General features: G+C 71.3%; 19 protein-coding genes. 15 read left to right on the top strand and 4 right to left on the bottom strand.

The window, feature by feature from the left end; translation table 11 throughout:
- Positions 1-37 precede the first annotated feature (37 nt).
- Positions 38-1669: a penicillin-binding transpeptidase domain-containing protein gene (locus ACIQ6R_RS17845; RefSeq protein WP_404222340.1), complete on the bottom strand. Its 1632-nt coding sequence runs from the start codon at positions 1667-1669 to the stop codon at positions 38-40.
- 154 nt (positions 1670-1823) lie between these two features.
- Positions 1824-3569, bottom strand: a complete 1746-nt coding sequence (locus tag ACIQ6R_RS17840; protein ID WP_404222339.1) for a dolichyl-phosphate-mannose--protein mannosyltransferase — start codon at positions 3567-3569, stop codon at positions 1824-1826.
- A 109-nt stretch (positions 3570-3678) separates the two neighbouring features.
- On the opposite strand from ACIQ6R_RS17840, the gene rsmI reads away from it, so the two are divergent.
- From rsmI to ACIQ6R_RS17790, 10 genes are all read left to right on the top strand, one after another.
- Entirely contained in the window at positions 3679-4527 is an 849-nt protein-coding gene (gene rsmI / locus ACIQ6R_RS17835; protein WP_404175572.1) for a 16S rRNA (cytidine(1402)-2'-O)-methyltransferase, read from the top strand.
- A 314-nt stretch (positions 4528-4841) separates the two neighbouring features.
- Positions 4842-5279 carry a hypothetical protein gene (locus ACIQ6R_RS17830; RefSeq protein ID WP_404222338.1) on the top strand — a complete coding sequence of 146 codons (438 nt, stop codon included), beginning with the start codon at positions 4842-4844 and terminating at the stop codon, positions 5277-5279.
- A 42-nt stretch (positions 5280-5321) separates the two neighbouring features.
- The gene (locus tag ACIQ6R_RS17825) at positions 5322-6242 is read left to right on the top strand and encodes a TatD family hydrolase (protein ID WP_404175566.1); all 921 of its coding nucleotides are present in this window, start codon (positions 5322-5324) and stop codon (positions 6240-6242) included.
- Between the two features lie 107 nt (positions 6243-6349).
- Positions 6350-7666: a ubiquitin-like domain-containing protein gene (locus ACIQ6R_RS17820; RefSeq protein WP_404222337.1), complete on the top strand. Its 1317-nt coding sequence runs from the start codon at positions 6350-6352 to the stop codon at positions 7664-7666.
- A 366-nt stretch (positions 7667-8032) separates the two neighbouring features.
- Positions 8033-8893, top strand: coding sequence for a 16S rRNA (adenine(1518)-N(6)/adenine(1519)-N(6))-dimethyltransferase RsmA (gene rsmA, locus ACIQ6R_RS17815; RefSeq protein ID WP_404222335.1), 861 nt, complete (start codon positions 8033-8035; stop codon positions 8891-8893).
- Between the two features lie 7 nt (positions 8894-8900).
- Positions 8901-9797 carry a 4-(cytidine 5'-diphospho)-2-C-methyl-D-erythritol kinase gene (locus tag ACIQ6R_RS17810; RefSeq protein ID WP_404222334.1) on the top strand — a complete coding sequence of 299 codons (897 nt, stop codon included), beginning with the start codon at positions 8901-8903 and terminating at the stop codon, positions 9795-9797.
- Between the two features lie 351 nt (positions 9798-10148).
- Positions 10149-11963 carry an ABC-F family ATP-binding cassette domain-containing protein gene (locus tag ACIQ6R_RS17805; RefSeq protein ID WP_404175557.1) on the top strand — a complete coding sequence of 605 codons (1815 nt, stop codon included), beginning with the start codon at positions 10149-10151 and terminating at the stop codon, positions 11961-11963.
- A 248-nt stretch (positions 11964-12211) separates the two neighbouring features.
- A complete protein-coding gene (locus ACIQ6R_RS17800) occupies positions 12212-13984 on the top strand; it encodes a PQQ-binding-like beta-propeller repeat protein (RefSeq protein WP_404222333.1) in 1773 nt (590 codons plus the stop codon).
- Positions 13985-14081: 97 nt separating this feature from the next.
- Positions 14082-15992: a PQQ-binding-like beta-propeller repeat protein gene (locus ACIQ6R_RS17795; protein WP_404222332.1), complete on the top strand. Its 1911-nt coding sequence runs from the start codon at positions 14082-14084 to the stop codon at positions 15990-15992.
- A 219-nt stretch (positions 15993-16211) separates the two neighbouring features.
- Positions 16212-16886 (top strand): LuxR C-terminal-related transcriptional regulator, encoded by a 675-nt coding sequence (locus ACIQ6R_RS17790; RefSeq protein WP_404222331.1) that lies wholly within the window; start codon positions 16212-16214, stop codon positions 16884-16886.
- A gap of 358 nt (positions 16887-17244) precedes the next feature.
- On the opposite strand, the gene ACIQ6R_RS17785 is transcribed toward ACIQ6R_RS17790, so the two are convergent.
- Together ACIQ6R_RS17785 and ACIQ6R_RS17780 are read right to left on the bottom strand one after the other, a co-directional pair.
- On the bottom strand, positions 17245-17556 hold the full coding sequence (locus ACIQ6R_RS17785) for a hypothetical protein (protein WP_404175545.1): 312 nt from the start codon (positions 17554-17556) through the stop codon (positions 17245-17247).
- 21 nt (positions 17557-17577) lie between these two features.
- Positions 17578-19257 (bottom strand): sodium:solute symporter family protein, encoded by a 1680-nt coding sequence (locus ACIQ6R_RS17780; RefSeq protein WP_404222329.1) that lies wholly within the window; start codon positions 19255-19257, stop codon positions 17578-17580.
- 216 nt (positions 19258-19473) lie between these two features.
- On the opposite strand from ACIQ6R_RS17780, the gene galT reads away from it, so the two are divergent.
- The 5 genes from galT to ACIQ6R_RS17755 all read left to right on the top strand — a co-directional run bounded on the left by galT (position 19474) and on the right by ACIQ6R_RS17755 (position 24695).
- On the top strand, positions 19474-20532 hold the full coding sequence (gene galT, locus ACIQ6R_RS17775) for a galactose-1-phosphate uridylyltransferase (RefSeq protein ID WP_404222328.1): 1059 nt from the start codon (positions 19474-19476) through the stop codon (positions 20530-20532).
- The gene (gene galE / locus ACIQ6R_RS17770) at positions 20532-21494 is read left to right on the top strand and encodes a UDP-glucose 4-epimerase GalE (protein ID WP_404175536.1); all 963 of its coding nucleotides are present in this window, start codon (positions 20532-20534) and stop codon (positions 21492-21494) included. Before galT ends, galE begins: the two co-directional genes overlap by 1 nt.
- 42 nt (positions 21495-21536) lie before the next feature.
- Positions 21537-22712 carry a galactokinase gene (gene galK / locus ACIQ6R_RS17765; protein ID WP_404222326.1) on the top strand — a complete coding sequence of 392 codons (1176 nt, stop codon included), beginning with the start codon at positions 21537-21539 and terminating at the stop codon, positions 22710-22712.
- Positions 22713-22989: 277 nt separating this feature from the next.
- Entirely contained in the window at positions 22990-23646 is a 657-nt protein-coding gene (locus ACIQ6R_RS17760; protein ID WP_404222325.1) for a hypothetical protein, read from the top strand.
- Positions 23634-24695 carry a hypothetical protein gene (locus ACIQ6R_RS17755; protein WP_404222324.1) on the top strand — a complete coding sequence of 354 codons (1062 nt, stop codon included), beginning with the start codon at positions 23634-23636 and terminating at the stop codon, positions 24693-24695. The genes ACIQ6R_RS17760 and ACIQ6R_RS17755 overlap by 13 nt, the downstream gene beginning before the upstream one ends.
- The last annotated feature ends 12 nt before the right edge of the window (positions 24696-24707 follow it).

Genomic DNA, 24707 nt, shown 5'->3' with positions numbered 1-24707 from the left:
CCGTCGCGTCCGCCCTGTCACAGAGCGGCGACAGAGCCTAGCCCCCCGCCCGCAGCACGTCCGCCACGATCGGACCGGCCGCGTCGCCGCCGTGGCCGCCCTGCTCGACCATGGCCGCCGCCGCGACGTCGTTCCGGAAGCCGGTGAACCAGCTGTCGGACGTGGACTCCCCGTCGACCTCGGCCGACCCGGTCTTGGCGCCGATGTCGCCGCCGAGCCCGGACATGGCCGCGGCGCCGGTGCCCTGCGTGGCGGTGAGCCGCATCATCTGCTTGAGCTGGGCGGCGGTGCTCTGCGGCAGGCCCTTGGCGGTGGCGAGCTGACGGCCGTCCAGGTCGGGCGGGACCAGGTAGGGCTGGCGGAACTCGCCGGTGACGGCGGTCGCCGTCACGGACGCCATGTTCAGCGGGTTCATCTGGACCTGTCCCTGGCCGATGGCGTTGGCCGCGCGGTCCGGGCCGCCGGACGCGGGCACCCTGCCGTCGAAGGAGACGATGCCGGTCTGCCAGTTGTCCCCCTTCAGCCCGAAGCGCTCCTCGGCCTCCGCCGTCAGCGAGGCGTCCGTGAGCGGATCCTCGTCGACGAGCTTGATGAAGCCCGTGTTGCAGGAGCGCATGAAGGTGTTGGCGAGCGTCGCGCCCTCGTTGGCCTTCATGCCGGTGAGGTTCTTGAAGGTCTGGCTCTGCCAGGTCGCCGTGTCCGGGCAGGGTGCCGGGCCGTTCATCGAGGTCACGCCGTTGTCGATGAGCATCGCCGCGGTGATGATCTTCATGGTGGAGCCGGGGGCGACGCGCCCCTGGAAGGCCGCGTTGAAGCCGTCCGCGCGGTTGTTCGCCACGGCCAGCACCTCGCCGGTGCTCGGCTTGACCGCCACCACCGAGGACTCGTCGTACCGCTTCACCGCCTTCTCGGCCGCCGCCTGGACGTTCGCGCTGAGTGTCGTCTCCAGCTTTCCGGGCTCGCCCTCGGTCAGCGTCAGGAGCGACGTGTCGGCGGCCTCGGCGGCCGTGTGCCGGACCATCAGCTCGACACCGGGGGTGCCGCCCGCCTTGTCGCCGTACTTCTGGCGCAGCGTGTCCAGGACCGGGCCGAGGGAGGGGTACTTCTCCTTCGTGAGCACGGTGCCGTTACGGCCGACCGCCTGGATCTGGGGCGTCGCCGACTCCTCGGTGACCAGGGTGTCGCCGTCCTTCAGCCGCGGATGGACGACGGACGGCGCCCAGTCCACCAGCGCGCGTCCGCTGGTCTCACCGCGCACCACCGTCAGCTTGCTCTTGTAGGTCAGCGGCTTGGTAGCGCCCTCGTACGACACCTTCGCCTTCACGGTGAACGGCACGGCGGTGCCGGTCGCCGTGCCGGGCGTGATCTCGACGTCGGTGATGTGCGCCGCCTCGCCGTAGGCGGTGAGCAGCGTCCCGGCGACCGTGGCGTTGTTCGTGTACGACGCCGCCGTGGTCGCGTCGCCTTTCTCCCAGGCCGTGAAGAACTTCTCCGTCGTCTCCCCGACCTCGTCGCCGCTCGGCGGTCCGCTCTTCTTCGCCGTCCCCGCGGCTCCCGAGCCCCCGCCGCCGTCCAGCGCCGACACGACGTTGTAGGCGCCGTACCCGGCCCCGCCCACCATCACGGCGAACACGCCGCCTATGACGGCGACCTTCACCCCCCTGCCCATCGGCAGTCCCTCCCCGTCCCAGGATCCCCGTTCAGAACTTCCGCCCGCCCTCTTGAACGCGTTCAGAAGCAGTTGTGGGTTGCACTCTAATGTGCGGGACGTGACCGGCGGGACGGATGTTTCCGTTTGTTGGCCGAATGGAGACGCGGCGTCGTCAGACCCAGGTGTCGAGCCACATACGTGACCGCCAGTCCTCCATCGGGATCGCCGTGCCGGTGTAGAGGGGCCAGAAGTAGATGAAGTTCCACGCGATCAGCAGCACCAGTACGCCCGCGCCCGTCGCCCCCGCGACCCGCCGGGCGTCGCCGCAGCCCGGCCGGCCCACGATCGCCCCCAGCAGCATCGCCACCGCCAGGCACAGGAACGGCAGGAAGACGACGGCGTAGAAGAGGAAGATCGTGCGCTCCTGGTACATGAACCAGGGCAGGTAGCCGGCCGCGATGCCGCAGGCGATGGCGCCCGCCCGCCAGTCCCGGCGGAAGGCCCAGCGCCACAGGACGTACAGCAGCGCGAAGCAGCCCACCCACCACAGCAGCGGGGTGCCGAGTGCCAGGACCTCGCGGGCGCACTTCTCGCCCGCGTCGGCCGGGCAGCCGTCCGAACCGGCCGCCGGCGACTCGTAGAAGTAGGAGACCGGACGGCCCAGGACGATCCAGCTCCAGGGGTTCGACTGGTAGGTGTGCGGCGAGGTGAGGTTGGTGTGGAACTCCAGCACCTGCGTCTCGTAGTGCCACAGGCTGCGCCACCAGTCCGGGAAGAGCCAGGACCAGGAGCTGTTCCTGCCGTCGTTCGCCGCCCAGTCGCGGTAGTAGCCGCCGCTGCCGTCGGCGGGGGAGAGGATCCAGCCCAGCCAGGACAGGAGGTACGTGCCGAGCGCGACCGGCACCGTCGACAGGAACGCCCAGCCCAGGTCGTATTTCAGCACCGCCAGATGCGGCCGGTGGGCGCCCGCGACCCGGCGGGTGCCGACGTCCCACAGCACGGCCATCACACAGAAGGCCGCCATGATGTACAGGCCGTTCCACTTGGTGGCCGCGGCCAGGCCCAGCATCAGCCCCGCCGCCAGCCGCCACGGACGCCACCCGAAGCGGAACGTCTCGGCGAGGCGCGCGTCCGGCCGGACCCGGCCGTCGTCGTCCACCGGCAGCGCGGCGGCGAGTTTCCCGCGGGCCCAGTCGCGGTCGGCGACCAGGCAGCCGAAGGCCGCCAGCACGAAGAACATCAGCACGCTGTCCAGCAGCGCGGTGCGGCTCATCACGAAGTGCAGCCCGTCCACCGCCATCAGCGCGCCCGCCAGGCACCCCAGGAACGTGGAGCGGAACAGCCGGCGCCCGATCCGGCACAGCAGCAGCACCGACAGCGTGCCGAGCAGCGCCGTCATGAACCGCCAGCCGAACGGGTCGAACCCGAACAGCAGCTCGCCCAGACCGATGACGTACTTGCCGACCGGCGGATGCACGACGTACGCCGCGTCCGTCGGGATCGGGACGTCGCCGCCGGAGTTCAGGATCAGGTCATTGGCGTTCTTGTCCCAGTTGACCTCGAAACCGCGGTGGATCAGCGCCCAGGCGTCCTTGGCGTAGTACGTCTCGTCGAATATCACCGCCTTCGGGCTGCCCAGGTTCCAGAACCGCAGCACGCCCGCCAGCAGCGCCACCAGCAGCGGCCCGCCCCACGCCGACCAGCGCACGATCCGGTCGGCCGGCGCCTTGGCCAGGCCCAGGAAGGCCCACAGGCGCGGACCGGGGCTCGTGTACGGCGGCACCAGCCGGTCGCGGACGTCGCCGGCCGCGGGCCCCGCCGTGTAGCCGAAGCGGCGCAGCCGCTGCTGCCAGGGGGGCCGCCGGTCGTGCGGAGCCTGGTCCTGCCGGGTGTCCGTGGAGGACGCGGTACTGGTCACCGCGCCATCGTAGGGAACCGTGCTGTGCGCGTCCCGCGCATGGCCCTCACCGGTGGTCCGAACGCGTCCTCGCGGCAGGGCGCCGGCCCGTCCCTGGGAGGATGGGGGCGTGACTGGAACCCTTGTACTCGCGGGCACCCCCATCGGCGACGTCCGGGACGCCCCGCCGCGGCTCGCCGAGGAACTGGCCGGCGCGGACGTCGTCGCCGCCGAGGACACCCGGCGGCTGCGCCGGCTCACCCAGGCGCTCGGCGTCACGCCCAAGGGGCGTGTCGTGTCGTACTTCGAGGGCAACGAGTCCGCCCGTACGCCCGAGCTGGTCGAGGAGCTGGCGGGCGGCGCGCGCGTGCTGCTGGTGACCGACGCCGGGATGCCGTCCGTGTCCGACCCCGGCTACCGGCTGGTCGCCGCCGCCGTCGAGCGGGACGTGCGGGTCACCGCCGTGCCCGGCCCGTCCGCCGTGCTCACCGCGCTCGCCCTGTCCGGGCTGCCGGTCGACCGGTTCTGCTTCGAGGGCTTCCTGCCGCGCAAGGCCGGCGAGCGGCTGACCCGGCTGCGCGAGGTGGCCGGGGAGCGCCGCACCCTCGTCTACTTCGAGTCCCCGCACCGCGTCGACGACACCCTCGCCGCCATGGCCGAGGTCTTCGGCGCCGACCGGCGGGCCGCCGTCTGCCGGGAACTGACCAAGACCTACGAGGAGGTCAGGCGCGGCGGGCTGGGCGAGCTGGCCGCGTGGGCCGCCGAGGGGGTGCGCGGTGAGATCACCGTCGTGGTCGAGGGCGCGCCGGAACAGGGGGCCGAGGAGGTCGGCGCGGAGGAACTGGTGCGCCGGGTGCGGGTGCGCGAGGAGGCCGGGGAGCGGCGCAAGGAGGCGATCGCCGCGGTGGCCGCACAGGTGGGCGTGCCCAAGCGGGAAGTGTTCGACGCGGTGGTGGCGGCGAAGAACGCGGGGGCCTGAGGGGCCTGACGGGGCGTGGCCTCCGGAGGGGCCTGACGGGTCGTGGCCTCCTGAGGGTTCCGCCGGGTCGTGGCCTCCTGAGGGTTCCGCCGGGGCGCGGCGATCCTGAGGGTCCGCCGGGTCGTGGCGATCCTGGGGTTCCGACGGTCCTGATCCGGCCGCGCTTGACCCGTTCCTGACCATTCGGTCCCTTGCGCCAAGGGCGGCCCAAATCGGCTCAAACACTCGGCAGATCCGGTGCTTTCCCGCTGGTGGAGGAGTCCACTGAGGGAAGGGGCGAGAGACGGATCGCCCAGCGAACCGAAGGAGCCGGGATGAACACGAGTGAGAGTGCGGCGCGGACCGGACCGCGCGCCGGAGCCATCTCCGTCGTCCACGAGTCGTACTCCTTCGCCTGCATGCGCTGCGGGCACGGCTGGGAGCAGTCGTTCGAGATCGAGCACCACAAGGGCGCCGACGGCAACGACTTCGTGCGCTACGTCGCGGACGGCCGCGTCGTGCCCTCCCCGCTCACCCGGCCGACCTGCGGCAACTGCGACAACCACCTCGTACGGATCATGCGGCCGGGGCGGGTCGCCTCCGCCCGCGGCGCCTCGCACGGCCTCCACCGGGTGCCGCCGGCCGGCCCCCTGGAGGTGCCGCAGGTGCCCGAGGCGCCGGGAACCGGGGCACCGGGGCTCGCCCCCCAGCGCCGGCACCGGCACCTGGCCGATCTCCTGACCGCCCTCCACCTTCATCGCAGGGCGAGCTGACGGCCGTCCCCGGGCCCGGGGACCTTTCGTAGGATCTGAGGCATGCCTTCGAACGCCTCCGGCCGGTCCGACAAGAACGACGCGCCCCCGCTCCCAGAACCCCTCCGGGTGCCGGTCGCCGACTCGCACACCCACCTCGACATGCAGTCGGGCACGGTGGAGGAGGCTCTCGCCAAGGCCGCGTCGGTCGGGGTCACCACGGTCGTCCAGGTCGGCTGCGACCTCGCCGGCTCCCGCTGGGCGGCCGAGACGGCGGCGGCGCACGACGCCGTCCACGCCACCGTCGCCCTGCACCCCAACGAGGCGCCGCGCATCGTGCACGGGGACCCTGGGGGCACCTCCCAGCCCCCTGGGGCTGGGGGAGGCTGGTCGAGGCAGGGGGCGCGCGCGCCCGGCGGGGACGCGGCGCTCGACGAGGCCCTGGCCGAGATCGACCGGCTGGCCGCGCTGCCCCAGGTCAAGGGGGTCGGCGAGACGGGCCTCGACTACTTCCGCACCGGCCCCGAGGGCAAGGCGGCCCAGGAGCGGTCCTTCCGCGCCCACATCGAGATCGCCAAGCGGCACGGCAAGGCCCTGGTCATCCACGACCGCGACGCCCACGCCGACGTGCTGCGCGTCCTCAAGGAGGAGGGCGCCCCCGAGCGCACCGTCTTCCACTGCTACTCCGGCGACGCGGAGATGGCCGGGATCTGCGCGAGCGCCGGGTACTACATGTCCTTCGCCGGCAACGTCACCTTCAAGAACGCCCAGAACCTGCGCGACGCGCTCGCGGTCGCCCCGCCGGAGCTGGTCCTGGTGGAGACCGACGCGCCGTTCCTGACACCGGTGCCCTACCGGGGCAGGCCCAACGCGCCGTACCTGGTGCCGGTCACGGTGCGTGCCATGGCGGACGTACGGGGCGTCGACGAGGACACGCTGGCGACTGCCCTGGCCGCGAACACGGCCCGCGCCTTCGGCTACTGACAGGGCACCGATCGGACACGCCACGCTGCGTAGTCGCGGCGCTTTGGAGAGTGACGAGCACTCCGCTAGGTTCTGGGGGCCCGATCCGGACCCCTGGAGCTGTCGGCGTGAGCAGAACGCAGTTCGAGTTCGAAACCTTCGCGGCCTACGAGACGCACGCACCGTACGACGTGCACAGCGCACCCACCCTGGCGTACGGCGACACCTACCGGCCCGCCCACGGGGTGACCGGGCCCGCGCTGCCCCGGCAGGGCGCTCCGCGGGTCCCGGCCCCCGTGCCGGGCGACGGCCGGGCCGCGCGCAGGCGACGGGAACGGTGCGCCGGGCGCGCGGACGGCTCCCTGCGCCGGCTGCTGCCGCGTGCGCTGGTCGTGGCGTTCCTCGCGGGCGGCACCACCGCCTTCGTCGCGAAGGACAAGGCGGTCGAGCTGACCGTCGACGGCACCCCGCGCACGCTGCACACCTTCGCCGACGACGTGACCGAACTGCTCGCGCAGGAAGGCGTCGAGGTGGGCGCCCACGACGTGATCGTGCCCGCGCCCGGCACCCCCCTCACCAGCGGCGAGGAGGTCGCCGTCCGCTACGGACGGCCCGTCCTGCTCACCCTCGACGGCCACCGCCGCCAGGTGTGGACGACCGCGGAGACGGTGGAGGGGGCGCTGCGGCAACTCGGCGTGCGGACGGAGGGCGCGTACCTGTCGACCGAGGGCTCCCGGCGCATCGGACGCGAGGGCCTCGCCCTGAACGTACGGACCGAGCGGGTGGTGACGGTCATGGCGGACGGCCGGGCCCGCACCGTCCGCACCAACGCCGCGACCGTGCGCGAGGCCGTCGAGGAGGCCGGGATTACCCTGCGCGGCCAGGACACCACCTCCGTCCCGGTGACCGGCTTCCCCCGCGACGGGCAGACCGTCACGGTGCTGCGGATCACCGGCTCCGAGGAGGTCCACGAGGACCCGATCCCGTTCGACGTGCGGCGGGTCGAGGACTCCGCCCTCTACCGGGGCACCGAGGTCGTCGAACAGGCCGGCCGGCCCGGCCTGCGGCGCACCACGTACGCGCTGCGCACCGTCAACGGCGTCCGCGAGAAGCCGCGCCGGCTGCACACCGAGGTGGTGCGCGAGCCCAGCCCGCAGATCGTGCGGGTCGGCACCCGCGCCCGGCCGGCATCCGTGCGGGGCGCCGACCACCTGAACTGGCAGGGCCTGGCCGCGTGCGAGTCGGGCGGCCGCCCGGACGCCGTCGACCCCTCGGGGACGTACGGGGGCCTCTACCAGTTCGACACCCGCACCTGGCAGGGCCTCGGCGGCGAGGGCCGCCCCCAGGACGCGTCGGCATCGGAGCAGACGTACCGCGCGAAGAAGCTGTACGTACGCAACGGCGCCGACGCCTGGCCACACTGCGGCGCACGACTACAGGGCTGACCGGCGCCTCCGACACGGGGCACCGGGGACCTCGCGCTCCGGGGACCTCGGGCTCAGGGGACCTCGCGTTCTCCAGCGGGTACGGGGCCTGACGCGGGGTCCTGGTGGGCGGGGTTCGGGCGGGCGAGACCTTGGCGGGCGGGGCCTCGATGGACGAGATCCTGGCGGACGGAGCCTTTGCGGATGGGGTCCTGGCGGGCGGGTCCTGGCGGGCGGGTCCTGGCGGGCGGAGCCTTGGCGGGCGGGGCCCTGGCGGACAGGGGCCTGGTGTCCGCGCCGGACGCCGGACGGCCACGGCATCCGGGGCTTCGGCGCCTCGCGCGCGACCCCGGACGGTCCGCTGCCGCCCCCGGCTACCCTTGCGGGGTGAGCAGCCCCACCCCCGACGCCCTCCTGGGTCCCGCCGACGTCCGTGAACTCGCGGCAGCCCTCGGCGTACGCCCCACCAAGCAGCGCGGCCAGAACTTCGTCATCGACGCCAACACGGTCCGCCGTATCGTCCGCACCGCCGAGGTACGCCCCGACGACGTGGTGGTCGAGGTGGGACCGGGTCTCGGCTCGCTCACCCTGGCCCTGCTGGAGGCCGCCGACCGGGTCACCGCCGTCGAGATCGACGACGTACTCGCCGGCGCCCTCCCCGCCACCGTCGCCGCCCGCATGCCCGAGCGCGCCGACCGCTTCGACCTGGTCCACTCCGACGCGATGCACGTGACCGAGCTGCCGGGCCCCGCCCCGACCGCGCTGGTCGCCAACCTGCCGTACAACGTGGCCGTACCCGTCCTCCTCCACATGCTCGACACCTTCCCGAGCATCGAGCGCACCCTCGTCATGGTGCAGGCCGAGGTCGCCGACCGGCTCGCCGCCGGACCCGGCAACAAGGTGTACGGCGTGCCGTCCGTGAAGGCCAACTGGTACGCCGAGGTCCGCCGCGCGGGTTCCATCGGCCGCAACGTCTTCTGGCCCGCGCCCAACGTCGACAGCGGGCTCGTGTCACTCGTCCGGCGGACCGAGCCGCTGAAGACCACCGCCTCCAAGCGCGAGGTCTTCGCCGTCGTCGACGCCGCCTTCGCCCAGCGCCGCAAGACCCTGCGAGCCGCCCTCGCCGGATGGGCCGGGTCCGCCGCCGCCGCCGAGGCCGCCCTCGTCGCCGCGGGCGTGTCGCCGCAGGCGCGCGGAGAGGCGCTGACCGTGGAAGAGTTCGCGCGTATCGCCGAACACAAGGAGTGACGAGCAAGTGAGCGTGACGGTCCGCGTCCCCGCCAAGGTCAACGTCCAGCTCGCCGTCGGCGCCGCCCGCCCCGACGGCTTCCACGACCTGGCCAACGTCTTCCTCGCCGTCTCCCTGTACGACGAGATCACCGCGACCCCGGACGCCGACGGACTCCGCGTCACCTGCGAGGGCCCGGACGCCGACCAGGTCCCGCTGGACCGCGGCAATCTCGCGGCCCGCGCCGCCCTCGCCCTCGCCGAGCGCTACGGCCGCGAACCCGACGTCCATCTCCACATCGCCAAGGACATCCCGGTCGCCGGCGGCATGGCGGGCGGCAGCGCGGACGGCGCCGGCGCACTGGTCGCCTGCGACGCCCTGTGGGGTACCGGCGCCTCACGGGCCGAGCTGCTGGAGATCTGCGCCGAGCTGGGCAGCGACGTGCCGTTCAGCCTGGTCGGCGGGGCGGCGCTCGGCACCGGGCGCGGCGAGAAGCTGACGGAGCTGGAGGTCGGCGGCGACTTCCACTGGGTCTTCGCGCTGGCCGCGCGGGGGCTGTCCACGCCGGCCGTCTTCCGCGAGTTCGACCGGCTGGGGGAGGGCCTGGACATTCCCGAGCCGGTCGCCGCCCAGCCCGTGCTCGACGCCCTCGCCAAGGGCGACGTCGCCGCGCTCGCCGTGGCCGCCACCAACGACCTCCAGCCCGCGGCGCTCTCCCTCTTCCCCGAGCTGTCCGACACCCTCGCGGCGGGGCGCGCGGCGGGGGCACTGGCGGCCCTGGTCTCGGGCTCGGGGCCGACGACGGCCTTCCTCGCCACGGACGCCAAGTCGGCCTCCGACATCGCCGGGGTGCTGCGGGCGTCGGGGACGTGCCGTGACGTGCGTACGGCGGTGGGGGCGGTGGCGGGGGCGTCGGTGGTCTGAGGGGGCTTGGGTCAGTGCTGGCTGATTCCGCCCGGATCGATGTCGATGGCATGCGGCCTGTCGACCTTGATACGGCAGCCGCACCAACACCCCACGATCTCGCGGCCATCACCCCGGCCGGCGATCACGGGCACACGCGTTCGCGTAATCTCGGCGTTGGCGGCAGCGGTACGGGCGCTCCGCGCCCGGAACCGGATGCGTCGGCGCGCCGCGTCGCGACACCCGGATGCGCTTCCTCCCGCGTGAACGCCGAAGCCTTCTCGCGAGAGACAAGTGGCGCCCCCGTCCGCGTCACCCCACCCCCGGAGGGCCTACGCTTGAAGGCTGGTGGATCCCCCAGTCAGGAGAGAAATGGCCGTCAATCTGGTCAATGTCGAGAACGTCAGCAAGGTGTACGGCACCCGTGCGCTTCTCGACGGCGTGTCCCTCGGCGTCTCCGAGGGGGACCGCGTCGGTGTCGTCGGCCGTAACGGCGACGGCAAGACGACCATGATCCGGATGCTCGCCAAGCTGGAGGAGCCCGACACCGGCCGGGTCACCCACTCCGGAGGGCTGCGACTGGGCGTGCTCACGCAGCACGACTCGCTCGACCCCGCCGCCACCGTCCGCCACGAGGTCATCGGCGACATGGCCGACCACGAGTGGGCCGGCAACGCCAAGATCCGGGACGTGCTGACCGGGCTGTTCGGCGGGCTGGACATGCCGGGCTTCCCGCAGGGGCTGGACACCGTCATCGGGCCGCTCTCCGGTGGTGAGCGGCGCCGTATCGCGCTCGCCAAGCTGCTCATCGACGAACAGGACCTCGTCGTCCTCGACGAGCCCACCAACCACCTCGACGTCGAGGGCATCGCCTGGCTCGCGAGGCACCTGCGCGAGCGGCGCTCCGCGCTCGTCTGCGTCACCCACGACCGCTGGTTCCTCGACCAGGTCTGCACCCGCATGTGGGACGTGCAGCGCGGCGACGTCTTCGAGTACGAGGGCGGCTACTCCGACTACGTCTTCGCCCGCGCCGAGCGCGAGCGCATCGCCGCCACCGAGGAGACCAAGCGGCAGAACCTCGTCCGCAAGGAGCTGGCCTGGCTGCGGCGCGGCGCCCCCGCTCGGACGTCCAAGCCGCGCTTCCGCGTCGAGGCCGCCAACGAGCTGATCGCCGACGTGCCGCCGCCCCGCGACAGCAGCGAGCTGATGAAGTTCGCGTCGTCGCGGCTCGGCAAGACCGTGTTCGACCTGGAGGACGTGACCGTCCAGGCCGGTCCCAAGGTGCTGCTCAAGCACGTCACCTGGCAGCTCGGCCCCGGCGACCGCATCGGCCTGGTCGGCGTCAACGGCGCCGGCAAGACCTCCCTGCTGCGGGACCTCGCGAACGCCGCGTACAGCGACGGGGAGCAGCAGCCCGCGGGCGGGCGCGTCAAGGTCGGCAGGACCGTCAAGCTCGCGTACCTGTCCCAGGAGGTCGCCGAACTCGACCCCACCTGGCGGGTGCTGGAGGCCGTGCAGCGCGTCCGTGAGCGCGTCGACCTCGGCAAGGGCCGCGAGATGACCGCCGGGCAGCTGTGCGAGACGTTCGGCTTCGGCAAGGAGAAGCAGTGGACTCCGGTCGGTGACCTGTCCGGCGGGGAGCGGCGCCGTCTCCAGCTGCTCCGGCTCCTCATGGACGAGCCCAACGTCCTCTTCCTCGACGAGCCCACCAACGACCTCGACATCGAGACCCTGACCCAGCTGGAGGACGTGCTCGACGGCTGGCCCGGCTCGATGATCGTCATCTCCCACGACCGGTTCTTCGTGGAGCGCACCACCGACCGGGTCTTCGCCCTGCTCGGCGACGGCGCGCTGAGGATGCTGCCGCGCGGCATCGACGAGTACCTGGAGCGGCGCCGGCGCATGGAGGAGGCGGCCGCGGCCAACGTACTCGCGGCGGCCGCGAAGCCGTCCGCGGCCGTGCCCGAGAAGAGCGCCGCCGACGTGCGCGCCGCCAAGAAGGAGCTCCAGAAGATCGAACGGCAGCTGGACAAGGTCTCCGAGAAGGAGACCAAGCTGCACGCGCGGATCGCCGAGAACGCCACGGACTTCGCGAAGGTGGCCGAACTGGACGCCGAGCTGCGGGAACTGGCCGGTCAGCGCGAGGAGCTGGAAATGCGCTGGCTGGAACTGGCGGAGGACGCCTGACCCCTGCGCGTGACCCCTGCGCGCGGGGCGCGCACGGCGTGAAGGCGTCGTGAAGGCGCGTAACAGAGGCATCACGGGCCGGTTCTCCCTTGGGTACAGGGGCGGACGCGGCCCGGTGTGCTGTCCGGCCCGGGTGATAGAAAGGCCGTCCGAGAACTGTCTGAGTGACTGCCGTCAAACGACTCCGAGGCCAGCGCGTACCTCGGGACGTGGCTAGAAATCAGTGAGTAATAAGGGGGAACGCGCTGATGAGCCAGCCGCCCAATCAGCCGCCGCAGGGTGGCTTCGGAGCACCGCAGGATCCACCACCGGGAGGCTTCGGGGCGCCGACCCCGCCGCCCCCGCAGGGCCCGCCGTCCGGTCCGCCGCAGCAGCCGCAGCCGGGGTACGGCTACCCGCAGCAGCAGCCGGGTCAGCCGGGGCAGCCGGGCCCCTACGGGCAGCCGGGGCCGTACAACTCCGGCCCGTACGCCCAGCCCCAGCAGCCGGGCCCGTACGGCCAGCAGCCCGGCTACGGCTATCCGCCGCCGCAGTACCCGGGCGCGCCCGGCACCCCGCCGCCCGGCGGCCCCGGGTCCCGCAACCCCTTCAAGGGCAAGCCCGCCCTGGTGGTCGGCGCTGCCGTCGCGGCCCTGCTCGTCATCGGCGGCAGCGTGTGGGCGGTCACCGCGACCGGCGGTGACGAGGAGAAGGACAAGAAGCCCGTCGCCGGCAAGAGCGACGACCCCAAGCCCTCCGGTTCCGGTGGCGCCCCGGTCAACCCCGGAGACGGCAGCGGCGACGGCGGCGAGGACCCCGAGGACCTCAACGAGGGCCGCCAGGCCGGGGAGTCCAAGGTGCTCTGGTACAAGGAGGCGCCCGACGCCCCCGGTTCCGGCGCCGACGCCCCCGGCATGTGGATCACCGGCGAGACCGCGGTGAAGGCGGCGTACAAGCAGGTCTTCGCCTACGACGTCGGCGACGGCAAGCCCAGCTGGGACCCGATCGCCTTCCCGGAGAAGATCTGCGCGGTCACCCCGGAGAAGACGGCCGGCGACAAGATCGTCGTCGCCTACATGAGCGGCTCCAGCGACCGTGCCAAGTGCAACCAGATGCAGGAGATCGACCTCGCCACCGGTGCGAAGGGCTGGAAGGAGGAGGTCGAGGACGGCGAGCTCTTCGACACCACCCTCTCCGTCGAACTGAACGTCAGCGGCGACATCCTGATGGTCGGCCGCTCCCAGTCCGGCACCGCCTACGACGTCCGCAGCGGCAAGAAGCTGTACGACAAGAAGCGGTACGGCGACGCCTGCTTCCCCGCCGGCTTCGCCGGCGGACCGAAGACGATCATCCAGGTCGCCTCCTGCGGCGCCGGCGGCAACAACGAGCACGACGAGGTCCAGGGGCTCGACCCCAAGACCGGCAAGGTCCTGTGGACCTACAAGTACGAGAAGGGCTGGCGGGTCGAGCGCGCCTACTCCGTCGACCCGCTCGTCGTCTACGCTACCAACGAGGACAAGAAGGTCTGGAACATCTCCACCTTCACCTCCAAGGGCAAGGTCCTCGAACAGGTCGGCGTCGACGAGGACTTCGCCCCCGAGTGCGGCTGGGCCATCCTCGACCGCGACCTCCAGGGCTGTGCGGGCGTCGCCGTCGCCGACAACACGCTCTACCTGCCGACCGAGGCGACCAGCGGCGCCAACGAGATCGTCGCGATCAACCTCACCACCGGCAAGGAGAAGTGGCGCGCGAAGTCCCCCGCGGACGAGTCGATGATGCCGCTGCGGGTCGAGGGCGGCCAGCTCATCGCGTACGTGCAGCCGTCCTACGACGCCGGCGGCCAGGTCGTGTCGATCGCGACCGGCGGCAGCGGCCACAAGCCGGTCAAGCTGATGCAGAACCCGCAGGGTGTCGCGGACATCGAGAACAGCTTCTACTCCAAGGACATCGACTGGGTCGACGGGCGGTTCTACATCTCCACCACCCGCCTGACCGGCAACGACGAGTCGAAGGAGAAGTTGATGCTCGCCTTCGGCAAGTGACCTTCTTCGCCCGTCCCGTGCGATCCGGCCGCCCAGGCCGGTTCGCCCGGCCGTCCCGGCCGTCCCCGTCGTCTCCGCTCCCCGAGGTACTCACGCCATGACCCAGCCGCCGCCCCCGCCGCCCAACCAGCCCCCGCAGGGGGGAGGCTTCGGCCCGCCGCAGGGCCGGCCGCCGCAGCCGCCCACCCCGCCGTCGGGCGGTGGGCCGAACCTCGGCAAGGCCCCCGAGCCGGGGTACGGCTACCCGCAGACGCCGCCGCAGGCGCCCGCGGCTCCGCCCACCCCGCCGACGGGTTCGCCGCAGCCGGGGTACGGGTATCCGCAGACCCCGCCGCAGCCCCAGCCCCAGCCCGGGTACGGCTACCCCGGCCAGCAACCGGGCCAGCAGCCGGGGCCGTACGGGCAGCCGACGCCGCCGTACGGCCAGCCCGGCCAGCCCGGTCAGCCCGGTCAGCCCGGCTACCCCGGCTACCCCGGTCAGCCCGGCTACGGCTATCCGCAGGCGACCGTGCCGATGCAGGCCCAGGCCGGCGGGCCGGGTGGCGGGCGGAAGATCAACGCGCAGATGGCGATCATCGTGTCGGCCGTCGTCGCGATCGCGCTGATCATCGGCGGTGGTGTCTGGTACGCCGGTTCCGCCGACGACGGCGGCAAGGACGACACCGCGACCTCCAGCGGGGGCACCGGTGGCAAGGGCGGCACGGACGAGAAGGGCGGTGAGGGCGGCAAGCCCTCCGGCAGCGAGGAGAAGGTGCCGTCCGACCCCGCCTCCAAGGTGCTCTTCCAGGTTCCCGCGCCCGCGGTGAGCAAGGAGGACAACAGCGTCGTCGTCTCCGGCTCGTGGCTCACCGACAAGGTGTACGCCAAGAGCGGCATCGCCGAGATCGTCGGCTACGACCCCGCCAAGGGCAGCAAGAAGTGGACGATCAAGCTGGCCGGCCCGGTCTGCACGGCCAGCAAGCACGTCACCGACGACAACAAGACGGTCATCGTCCACCAGCCCGCCATGCCCACCAAGGCGGAGCCCTCGCACGGCTGCACCCAGGTAGCGGTCCTCGACCTGGACGCGGGCAAGAAGCTGTGGACGAAGACCGCCGGTGACCGGCCGATGTCCTTCGACAACGTCACCATCAGCGGCGACACCGTCGCGGCCGGCAGCACCGACGGCGGGGTCGCCTTCGACATCGCCAAGGGCGACATCCTCTGGTCCCCGAAGACCACCGACACCTGCTACGACGCCGGCTACGGCGGCGGCGAGAAGCTGGTCGCGGTGCGCAAGTGCGGCAGCTACGACGCACGGCAGCTGAACATCCAGACCATCGACCCGAAGAGCGGGAAGGTGATCTCCGAGTACAAGATGGCCAAGGGCATCGAGTACGCGGGCATCGTGTCGACGAACCCGCTGGTGGTGGCCGCCGACGTCGGCGACTCCGCCGGTGACGGCAGCGGCATCTCGGACTTCTTCTCCATCGACAACAAGACCGGCAAGCTGCTCACCCGCATCTCCGCGCCGGGCGAGGAGTTCGCGGCCCGCTGCGACACCATCACCAAGATCGAGCACTGCTCGGGGCTCGCCGTCGGCAACGACCGGCTCTACATCCCGACCGAGGAGCACGAGGGCAGCGGCGAGTCGTACAGCCGGACCAACGAGGTCGTCGCCTTCGACCTGGCCACCGGGAAGCAGACCGGTCAGCGCGCCGACGCCGGTGACGGCTACACGATCACCCCGCTGCGCATGGACGGCGGCAACGTGATCGCCTACAAGCGCCCGCCGTACGACAAGGGCGGCCAGATCGTGAGCATCGACGGCGGGTCGTTCAAGCAGACCACGCTGCTGGAGAACCCGGCGACGGAGGCGGTGCGGGACGTCGAGTCGAGCATGCTGCCGGAGTACTCCGAGATCCTCTACTCGCAGGGGCGCCTGTACATGTCGCAGGTGTACGCCAGCGAGCCGTCCAGCGCGGACGAGAAGGAGTACCTGGCGATCGGGTTCGGTGCCGGCGGCTGACGCCGCTCGACGTCCCGCCGGCGACTCCCCGGCTCCCGTTTGCGGCCCCGTCCCTGTTCAGGGGCGGGGCCGTGTTGCGGGGGATTTCGGCGTACCGGGGCGGTTCTCGCCGGTAGGGGCAGCGCGACGTCGAGCCAGCGTGTAGCTTCCGGGGCATGAAGGGCGGGGTGGGGGCCTTGCCGTCCGTGCCGGGGGACCGGGTGACTGGGGGGTTGCTCCATGGGAGTACGGCTCATGGTGGTCGACGATCACCGATTGCTCGCCGAGGCGCTGGCTTCGGCGCTGAAGCTGCGCGGGCACCGGGTGCTCGCCGCGGCGGCGCCGGCCGCGGGTGCGGCGGAGCTGGTGATCAGCCGGGCGCCGGAGGTGTGCCTGCTGGGGACGGCGACACCGGCCGAGCCGGGCATCTTCGATCCGGTGCTGCGGATCAAGCGGGAGCGTCCGCAGGTGGCGGTGCTGGTGCTGGGGCCGGTGCCGAGCCCTCGCGGGATCGCGGCGGCGTTCGCGGCGGGGGCGTCGGGGTACGTCCGGCACGACGAGCGGATAGAGGGCGTCGAGCGGGCGATCATGAAGGCGCGGGCCGGGGAGGCGGCGGTGGCGCCGTCGCTGTTGCAGGGGGCGTTCGGTGAGCTGCTGAATCCGGTGGCCCAGCCCGACGACGAGGGGCAGCGGTTGTTGCAGATGCTCACGCCGAGGGAGGTGGAGGTCCTGGTCCGGGTCGCCGACGGCGAGGACACCCGCCTCATCGCGGCGGGCATGGGAATCGCTCCGTCCACGGCGCGTACGCATGTCCAGCGGGTGCTGATGAAGCTGGGCGTCGGATCACGACTGGAGGCGGCGGCCCTGGCCGCACGCACGGGGCTACTGGACCGAGCGGGCACCGTCGGCGGTTGAGCACCGCGCGATGCCTGCGGCGGCCTGTGCGGCTTTGGTGGTGATGCGCGTAGCGCGGTTTGTCGCGTGGTGGGTCGGGCCGCGCCGGGGGGTGTCCGTCCTCGGAACGGCGCGGAATCGGTCGGCCACAGTGGTGCGGGGCGTTGACGCGCCAACCGCTGCGGGCGGACACCCCCCGACACGTCCCTTCTCGCCGTACGCGGCTCTCCGCCCCCCCCCCAGCTGCGGGCAGTCGTGCCGCTGGGGCGGCACGGGTGGGCGCGGCGGCACCCCGCAGCGCCGGGCCGCGTCACCCGCCCCCGGCCCGCACCGGCACCGGGTGCCTCCGCGAACGCAGCGCACCCGCACCGCCCCCGCGTCACTCCCGTGGAGGTTCCTCCTCAGAGACCGGCGGCGGCGGAGCCATCGGCCTCAGCTTCAGCCATGCCAGGAAGAACAGCCCCAGCAGCAGCATCCCCAGCCCGGTCCACAGGTTGATGTTCACCCCCTGCGCCTTGTCGATCTCGTCGTCGGACGCCACGAGGCCCGCGATCGTCACGATGACGCCGTAGATCACGAACAGCCCGCCGATGATCCGCCGGATGTCGAACAGCCGCGCGGCGGTGACGGACTTGGTCTCCAGCTCGGAGACCTCGTCCTGGACGTTCTTCTCGGAGTAGGAATCAGACATGCTCTCTCAATCCTCCCGCGATCAGAACGAGAACGGGATGTAGCAGGCGGCGGCCAGTACGACCGCGCCCCAGCCCAGGAGCGCCGGCTTGCGGTACCACGCGTCGTCGCCCTTGGCGGGCGCCTCGGACATGCCGGGGGAGGTGGTGCCGTAGACCAGGCCCTGGAGCTCGGCGGCGGGCTTCGGTGCGGTGAACAGGGACACGGCGACCATGACGACCGCACCGGCCACGAAGCCCGCGATCGCGGAGACGAAGTTGGCGCCCTGGTCGGTGGGAATGTCGACGATGCCCTGCTTGTAGATGACGAAGTAGTTCACCATCGCCGCCGTGGTGCCCGCGATCAGGCCCCAGAAACCGGACTTCACGGACGCGCGCTTCCAGAACATGCCGATGATGAAGACCACGAACATCGGCACGTTGAAGAAGGAGAAGAGGGTCTGGAGGTAGCTCATGATGTTGGAGAAGGACGACGCCAGGAAGGCCGTGCCGATCGAGGCCAGGACGCCGATCACGGTGATCAGACGGCCGAAGCGGACGTAGTAGTCGTCCTCGCGGCCCTTCACGACGTACCTCGCCCAGACGTCGTTGGTGAAGACCGTGTTGAAGGAGGAGATGTTCGCCGCCATGCCCGCCATGAAGGCGGCCAGCAGGCCGGTGACCGCGATGCCGAGGACGCCGTTGGGCAGCAGCTGCTGCATCAGGTACGGGATCGCGTCGTTGTACTGGAGGTCCGAGCCGGGCGTGCCGATCTGCGGGACGAGGACGGCGGCGACCAGGCCCGGGATCATCACCACGAAGACGATGAAGATCTTCGGGAAGGCGGCGATGAGGGGGGTGCGCTGGGCCGCCGAGAGGTTCTTCGCGGACAGGGCGCGCTGCACCTCGGCGAAGTTCGTCGTCCAGTAGCCGAAGGAGAGCACGAAGCCGAGGCCGAGGACGATGGTCAGCCAGTTGGCGCCCAGCGGGTTGTCGCTGCCGATCCCCGTGCCGCCCCATGCCGTCATGAAGTCGCCGCCGCGGGACTGGGTGAGGGAGTCGGACAGGCCGCCCCAGCCGCCGACCCTCTTCAGGCCCAGGACGGTGATCGGGATGAGGCCGGCCAGGATCACGAAGAACTGCAGGACCTCGTTGTAGATCGCCGAGGACAGGCCGCCCAGGGTGATGTACGCCAGGACGAAGAAGCCGGCGACCACGATGGCCACCCACTGGGGCCAGCCGAGGAGGGCCTCGACGACGATCGCGAGGGCGTAGAGGTTCACCCCGGCGATCAGGATGGCGGCCACGGCGAACAGGATCGAACTCAGCAGGTGCGATGCCTTGTCGAAGCGCAGCAGCAGGAACTCGGGGACCGAGCGGACCTTCGAGCCGTAGTAGAACGGCATCATCACCAGGCCGAGGAAGACCATCGCCGGGATGGCGCCGATCCAGTACCAGTGGGTCGTGTAGACGCCGTACTGGGCGCTGTTGGCGGCCATGCCGAGGATCTCGGTGGCGCCCAGGTTGGCCGCGACGAAGGCGAGGCCGGTGACCCAGGCGGGCAGTGAGCGGCCGGACAGGAAGAAGTCCAGGCTGGTCTTGACCGATCGGCGGGCGGCGAAGCCGATGCCGAGCACGACGACGAAGTAGATCCCGAGGATCGAGTAGTCGAGCCAGTTGGTGGGGAGTCGAAGCTCCGCGGCTAGATGTGTGGGGGTATGCATACGAACTCGCTTCGTTGCGCGAACTGATCCGAGCGGAACCTACGCCTCCGCGTTCAGTAATTGAACACGTCCGGTGATGTTCTTTGTTTGATTGTGATGATCGGTGGGGTGGTGGGCTATTGACGGGTCGCCGGTTGGTTGCTGGTCGGTTGTGAAGTGTTATGTTTGATTGTGTTGGGTGATTGGGTGCGGATGCAGGTGTAGAGGAGTCCGGCAGTGAAGAAGACCTCGACCCGGCTGGCCGACGGTCGCGAGCTCGTCCACTACGACCTGCGCGACGACACCGTCCGGGACGCCGTCGACCGCCGTCCGCTGGACCGGACCGTCACCACGTCCGAGGTCCGCCGTGACCCGCTGCTCGGCGACTCGGTCGCCGTCGCCTCGCACCGCCAGGGCCGCATCTACCATCCGCCGGCCGACGAGTGCCCCCTGTGCCCCTCGCAGGGCGAGCGGCTGAGCGAGATCCCGGACTCGTCGTACGACGTGGTGGTCTTCGAGAACCGCTTCCCCTCGCTGGCCGGCGACTCCGGCCGCTGCGAGGTCGTCTGCTTCACCTCCGACCACAACGCCTCCTTCGCCGATCTGAGCGAGGAGCAGGCCCGGCTCGTGCTCGACGCCTGGACCGACCGCACCTCCGAGCTGTCCCATCTGCCCTCCGTCGAACAGGTCTTCTGCTTCGAGAACCGGGGCGCCGAGATCGGAGTGACGCTCGGTCACCCGCACGGGCAGATCTACGCCTACCCCTTCACCACCCCCCGCACCGCCCTGATGCTGCGCCAGGTGGCCGCCCACAAGGAGGCGACGGGCGGGGAGAACCTGTTCGACGCGGTGCTGGAGGAGGAACTGGCCGGTGAGCGGGTAGTCCTGGAGGGTGAACACTGGGCGGCCTTCGTGCCGTACGCCGCGCACTGGCCGTACGAGGTGCACCTCTACCCCAAGCGGCGGGTGCCCGACCTGCTCGGGCTCGACGAGGCGGCGCGCACAGAATTCCCCCAGGTGTATCTGGAACTCTTGAGGCGCTTCGACCGGATCTTCGGGATCGGTGAGCCCCCGACGCCGTACATCGCGGCCTGGCACCAGGCCCCCTTCGGCCAGTTGGAGGACTTCGAGGGCGTGGCGCGGGACGACTTCGCGCTGCACCTCGAGCTTTTCACCATCCGCCGGACATCCGGCAAGCTGAAGTTCCTCGCGGGCTCCGAGTCCGGCATGAACGTGTTCATCAACGACGTGCCCCCGGAGCGCGCGGCCGAGCGACTGCGAGAGGTAGCGAGTTGATGAGCGGGAAGTACCTGGTCACGGGCGGGGCCGGTTATGTCGGCAGCGTGGTCGCCCAGCACCTGCTGGAGGCCGGCCACGAGGTGGTCGTCCTCGACAACCTCTCGACGGGCTTTCGCGAGGGCGTGCCGAGCGGTGCCTCCTTCATCGAGGGCGACATCCGCGACGCCGCCAAGTGGCTGGACGCGTCGTACGACGGCGTGCTGCACTTCGCCGCCTTCTCCCAGGTCGGCGAGTCGGTCGTGAAGCCCGAGAAGTACTGGGACAACAACGTCGGCGGCACCATGGCCCTGCTGGAGGCCATGCGGGGCGCGGGCGTGCGCCGCCTGGTCTTCTCCTCCACCGCCGCCACCTACGGCGAGCCGGCCGAGGTCCCGATCGTCGAGTCCGCGCCGACGAGGCCCACGAACCCCTACGGCGCCTCGAAGCTGGCCGTGGACCACATGATCACCGGCGAGGCGGCGGCCCACGGCCTGGGCGCGGTCTCGCTCCGCTACTTCAACGTCGCCGGCGCGTACGGCGCGTACGGCGAGCGCCACGCCCCCGAGTCGCACCTCATCCCGCTGGTCCTCCAGGTGGCACAGGGCAGGCGCGACGCCATCTCCGTCTTCGGCGACGACTACCCGACGCCGGACGGCACCTGCGTCCGCGACTACATCCACGTCGCCGACCTGGCCGAGGCCCACCTGCTGGCCCTGGACGCGGCCGCCCCCGGCGAGCACCTCATCTGCAACCTGGGCAACGGCAACGGCTTCTCCGTCCGCGAGGTCGTCGAGACCGTCCGCCGGGTGACGGGCCACCCGATCCCCGAGGTCCTGGCCCCCCGACGGGGCGGCGACCCGGCGGTCCTGGTGGCCTCGGCCGGCACGGCCCGCGAGAAACTGGGCTGGAACCCGTCGCGCGCGGACCTCGCGGGGATCGTGGCGGACGCGTGGGAGTTCGCGCAGCGGCGCGCGGGCTAGGACTTACGGGCCAGGACATAGGGAAGGGCGAGGGGTCAGGGCATGAGCGAGGCTGTCGCAGGGGATGTCGCGGGCACCGTCGGCGAGCGGTTCCGGGAGCTGTACGGGGCGGACCCCGAGGGGGTGTGGGCGGCGCCGGGCCGGGTGAACCTCATCGGCGAACACACCGACTACAACGACGGCTTCGTCATGCCGTTCGCCCTGCCGCACACCGCGGTCGCGGCGGTCTCCCGGCGCGACGACGGCATCCTGCGCCTGCACTCGGCGGACATCGGGGCCGACCCCGTCGAGCTGCGCGTCGCGGACCTGACCCCCGAGTCGGACAGGTCCTGGACGGCGTACCCCTCGGGCGTCGTCTGGGCGCTGCGCGAGGCCGGCCACGAGCTGACCGGCGCCGACATCCACCTGGCCTCGACGGTCCCCTCCGGCGCGGGCCTCTCCTCCTCGGCGGCCCTGGAGGTCGTGGTCGCCCTCGCGCTGAACGACCTCCACGCCCTCGGCCTGCGCGGCTGGCAACTGGCCCGCCTGTGCCAGCGCGCGGAGAACGTCTACGTGGGCGCCCCGGTCGGCATCATGGACCAGACCGCCTCCGCCTGCTGCGAGGCGGGCCACGCCCTCTTCCTCGACACCCGCGACCTCTCCCAGCGCCAGATCCCCTTCGACCTCGCCGCCGAGGGCATGCGCCTGCTCGTCGTCGACACGCAGGTCAAGCACTCCCACAGCGAGGGCGAGTACGGCAAACGCCGCGCGGGCTGCGAGAAGGGCGCCGCACTGCTGGGCGTGGACGCCCTGCGGGACGTGCCGTACGCCGACCTGGACGCGGCACTGGAACGCCTGGCCGACGACGAGGAGGTACTCCGCCTGGTCCGGCACGTCGTCACGGAGGACGAGCGCGTCGAACGCGTCGTCTCCCTCCTGGAGTCCGGCGACACCCGCGCCATCGGCCCCGTCCTGGTCGAGGGCCACACCTCCCTGCGCGACGACTTCCGCGTCTCCTGCCCGGAACTCGACCTGGTCGTCGACACGGCCCTCGCCTCCGGCGCCCTGGGCGCCCGCATGACCGGCGGCGGCTTCGGCGGCTCGGCGATCGTCCTGGCGGAGGAATCCGACGTCGACGCCATCACCAAGGCGGTGGAGGAGTCCTTCGCGGCGGCGGGCCACACGGCCCCACGCGTGTTCGAGGCGGTACCCGCGGCGGGGGCCCGGCGGGTGGGGTGAGGCGAGAGGCCACCGTGGTCGGATTCCACCCTCTGCGGGGCTTGGAATTCGTGCGTCCTTCCGAGGCCGTCGAGGCACCCGGAAGGCGCGGGGCACTCACGCTGTTCGCGGCTTGCGTTACGGAACAGCACATCCGAAGCCCTGTCGTCACGGCCGCTTCTGCCAGGGCCTACCTGCTCAGGCAGTCGGGGTGACGTAAAGGCGGCTGTTGTCACTCAAGTCCCGGCCGATAGCGTTGGCACACTCGTGAGAACCCTCGCCCCACCGGGAGCCATCCGTGAACCGCCGTCCCACCCCGCTTGCAGTCGTCGCGCTGGCTGCTGTTGCGGCCCTGTCACTGTCCGCCTGCGGGAGCGGTGAGGACAACTCCAAGGACAACGACAAGATCGCGGGCGCCGACACGGAGGCCGACTCGTCGACCTCGGCTTCGCCGAGTGCGTCGGACGCCGCTGAGCGCCCGACGATCAAGTTGCCGTCGGACGTCAAGGACGTCTTCACGCCCGAAGAGACCGGAAGGCCCGTTGAGGACGCGATTCTGCGGGACAACGCGGAACTCGTCCGCGCGCTCGACGCGGCGATCGTCGCCCAGAATCCGCGCCTCCCAGCCCTGGAGTTCTATACGGAGGGAGAGGGTGCTGCTGCCGCTGAGAAGTGGGTCCAGGGGTTCAAGGATGCGGGCTGGACGGTGACGGGCACAACTCGGTACTTCGACCGTGCCGTGAAGGTGAAGTCCGAAACCAGTGCAGCGATCGGCTACTGCGCTGACGAGAGCAAGGCCTACAGCAAGGTCATCAAGACCGGTGAGCTCACGGGTACGAAGGTGACCAAGGACAGCTACGTGGCTTACAACGTTGAGGTCTCCAAGAACAAGCAGGGAATCTGGGAGCTCGTGAAGATCGCATCGACTCGCGGTGCTGCTGGGTGTCAGCCGTGACTCGGCTGATCCGCCTTGCCGCTGTCGCTGTCGCCGTAGGTTCGATGTGGCTGTGTTCGATGCCCAGCGCTTTCGCGGACAAGACCAATCCTGGAGAAGGCTCCTTCGGCGGGTCCGGTCCGGAGGTGGACGCGAGCGCCTCGGGAGGACGTGCCGGTGACACCCTCAAGTCAGGGGTCAGCGGTGCAATCGTCTACGACCGCTCACAGAACGGCAGCGGAGAGTCAGCCGGTGTCGTCACGTCGACCACGTCCTGGACGCCTCCGGCCTGCTATTACGCGCCGAAGTACACGCCCGAGGAAATCGAGGCGCAGATGCGCCAGGTATGGGAAAGCAGTGCCCCCAGCCCCGAGTGGTCCCTGAAGACGCAGAACCACTTCGTCAACGGCAAGCCCTACAAGGACTTCAACAAGGACAAGGAGGGCGAGGGCTACTGGTGGGACGCGTACGTCACCGAAGGGCGGGAGTCGGACCCGGGGGCCCAGGACTGCGACGAGCTGCCCTTCTGGGTTGACGAGGGCGACGCTCCGCCGGCCGATGTCCCGCAGGCCATCACGCCCGACATGCTCGCCCAGCTCGCGTATGCCGAGATCCGCGTTCCCTCCACTGAGGTCGAACTCGCCCCGGCGAACACCACGAAGGTGAACCTTCCGACGTGGGCGTGGCTGGACACCGCCGAGTTCAAGCCGGTCTCCGTCACCGCGTCCGTCCCGCTGCTCGGTCTCAGCGCCACGACCACGGCCGAGCCCGTCTCCTTGAAGATCACCCCGGGGACGGACGACGCGATCACGTATCCCGCCTCCGGCCAGTGTGAGATCCGCGACGGGCAGATCGGTGAGCCCTTTGCCAAGGGCAAGGCCGACGAGAGCCCGCCGTGCGGGGTGAAGTACCTGCGCTCCTCCGGCGACGGCTCGTACAAGCTCCAAGCCACCGTCACCTGGAAGATCAGCTGGACGAGCACGACCGGTGCGGGTGGTGGCCTTCCCGACGGCGAGTTCGGAGCTGACCAGGAGGTCGTGGTTCAGGAGATTCAGGCCGTGAACCGCTAGACCACGAAAACG

The sequence above is a fragment of the Streptomyces sp. NPDC096048 genome (assembly GCF_044763415.1).
Classification (GTDB): Bacteria; Actinomycetota; Actinomycetes; order Streptomycetales; family Streptomycetaceae; genus Streptomyces.
Note: the sequence above shows the minus strand (reverse complement) of the source record. Positions and strands in the feature narration are given on the sequence as shown.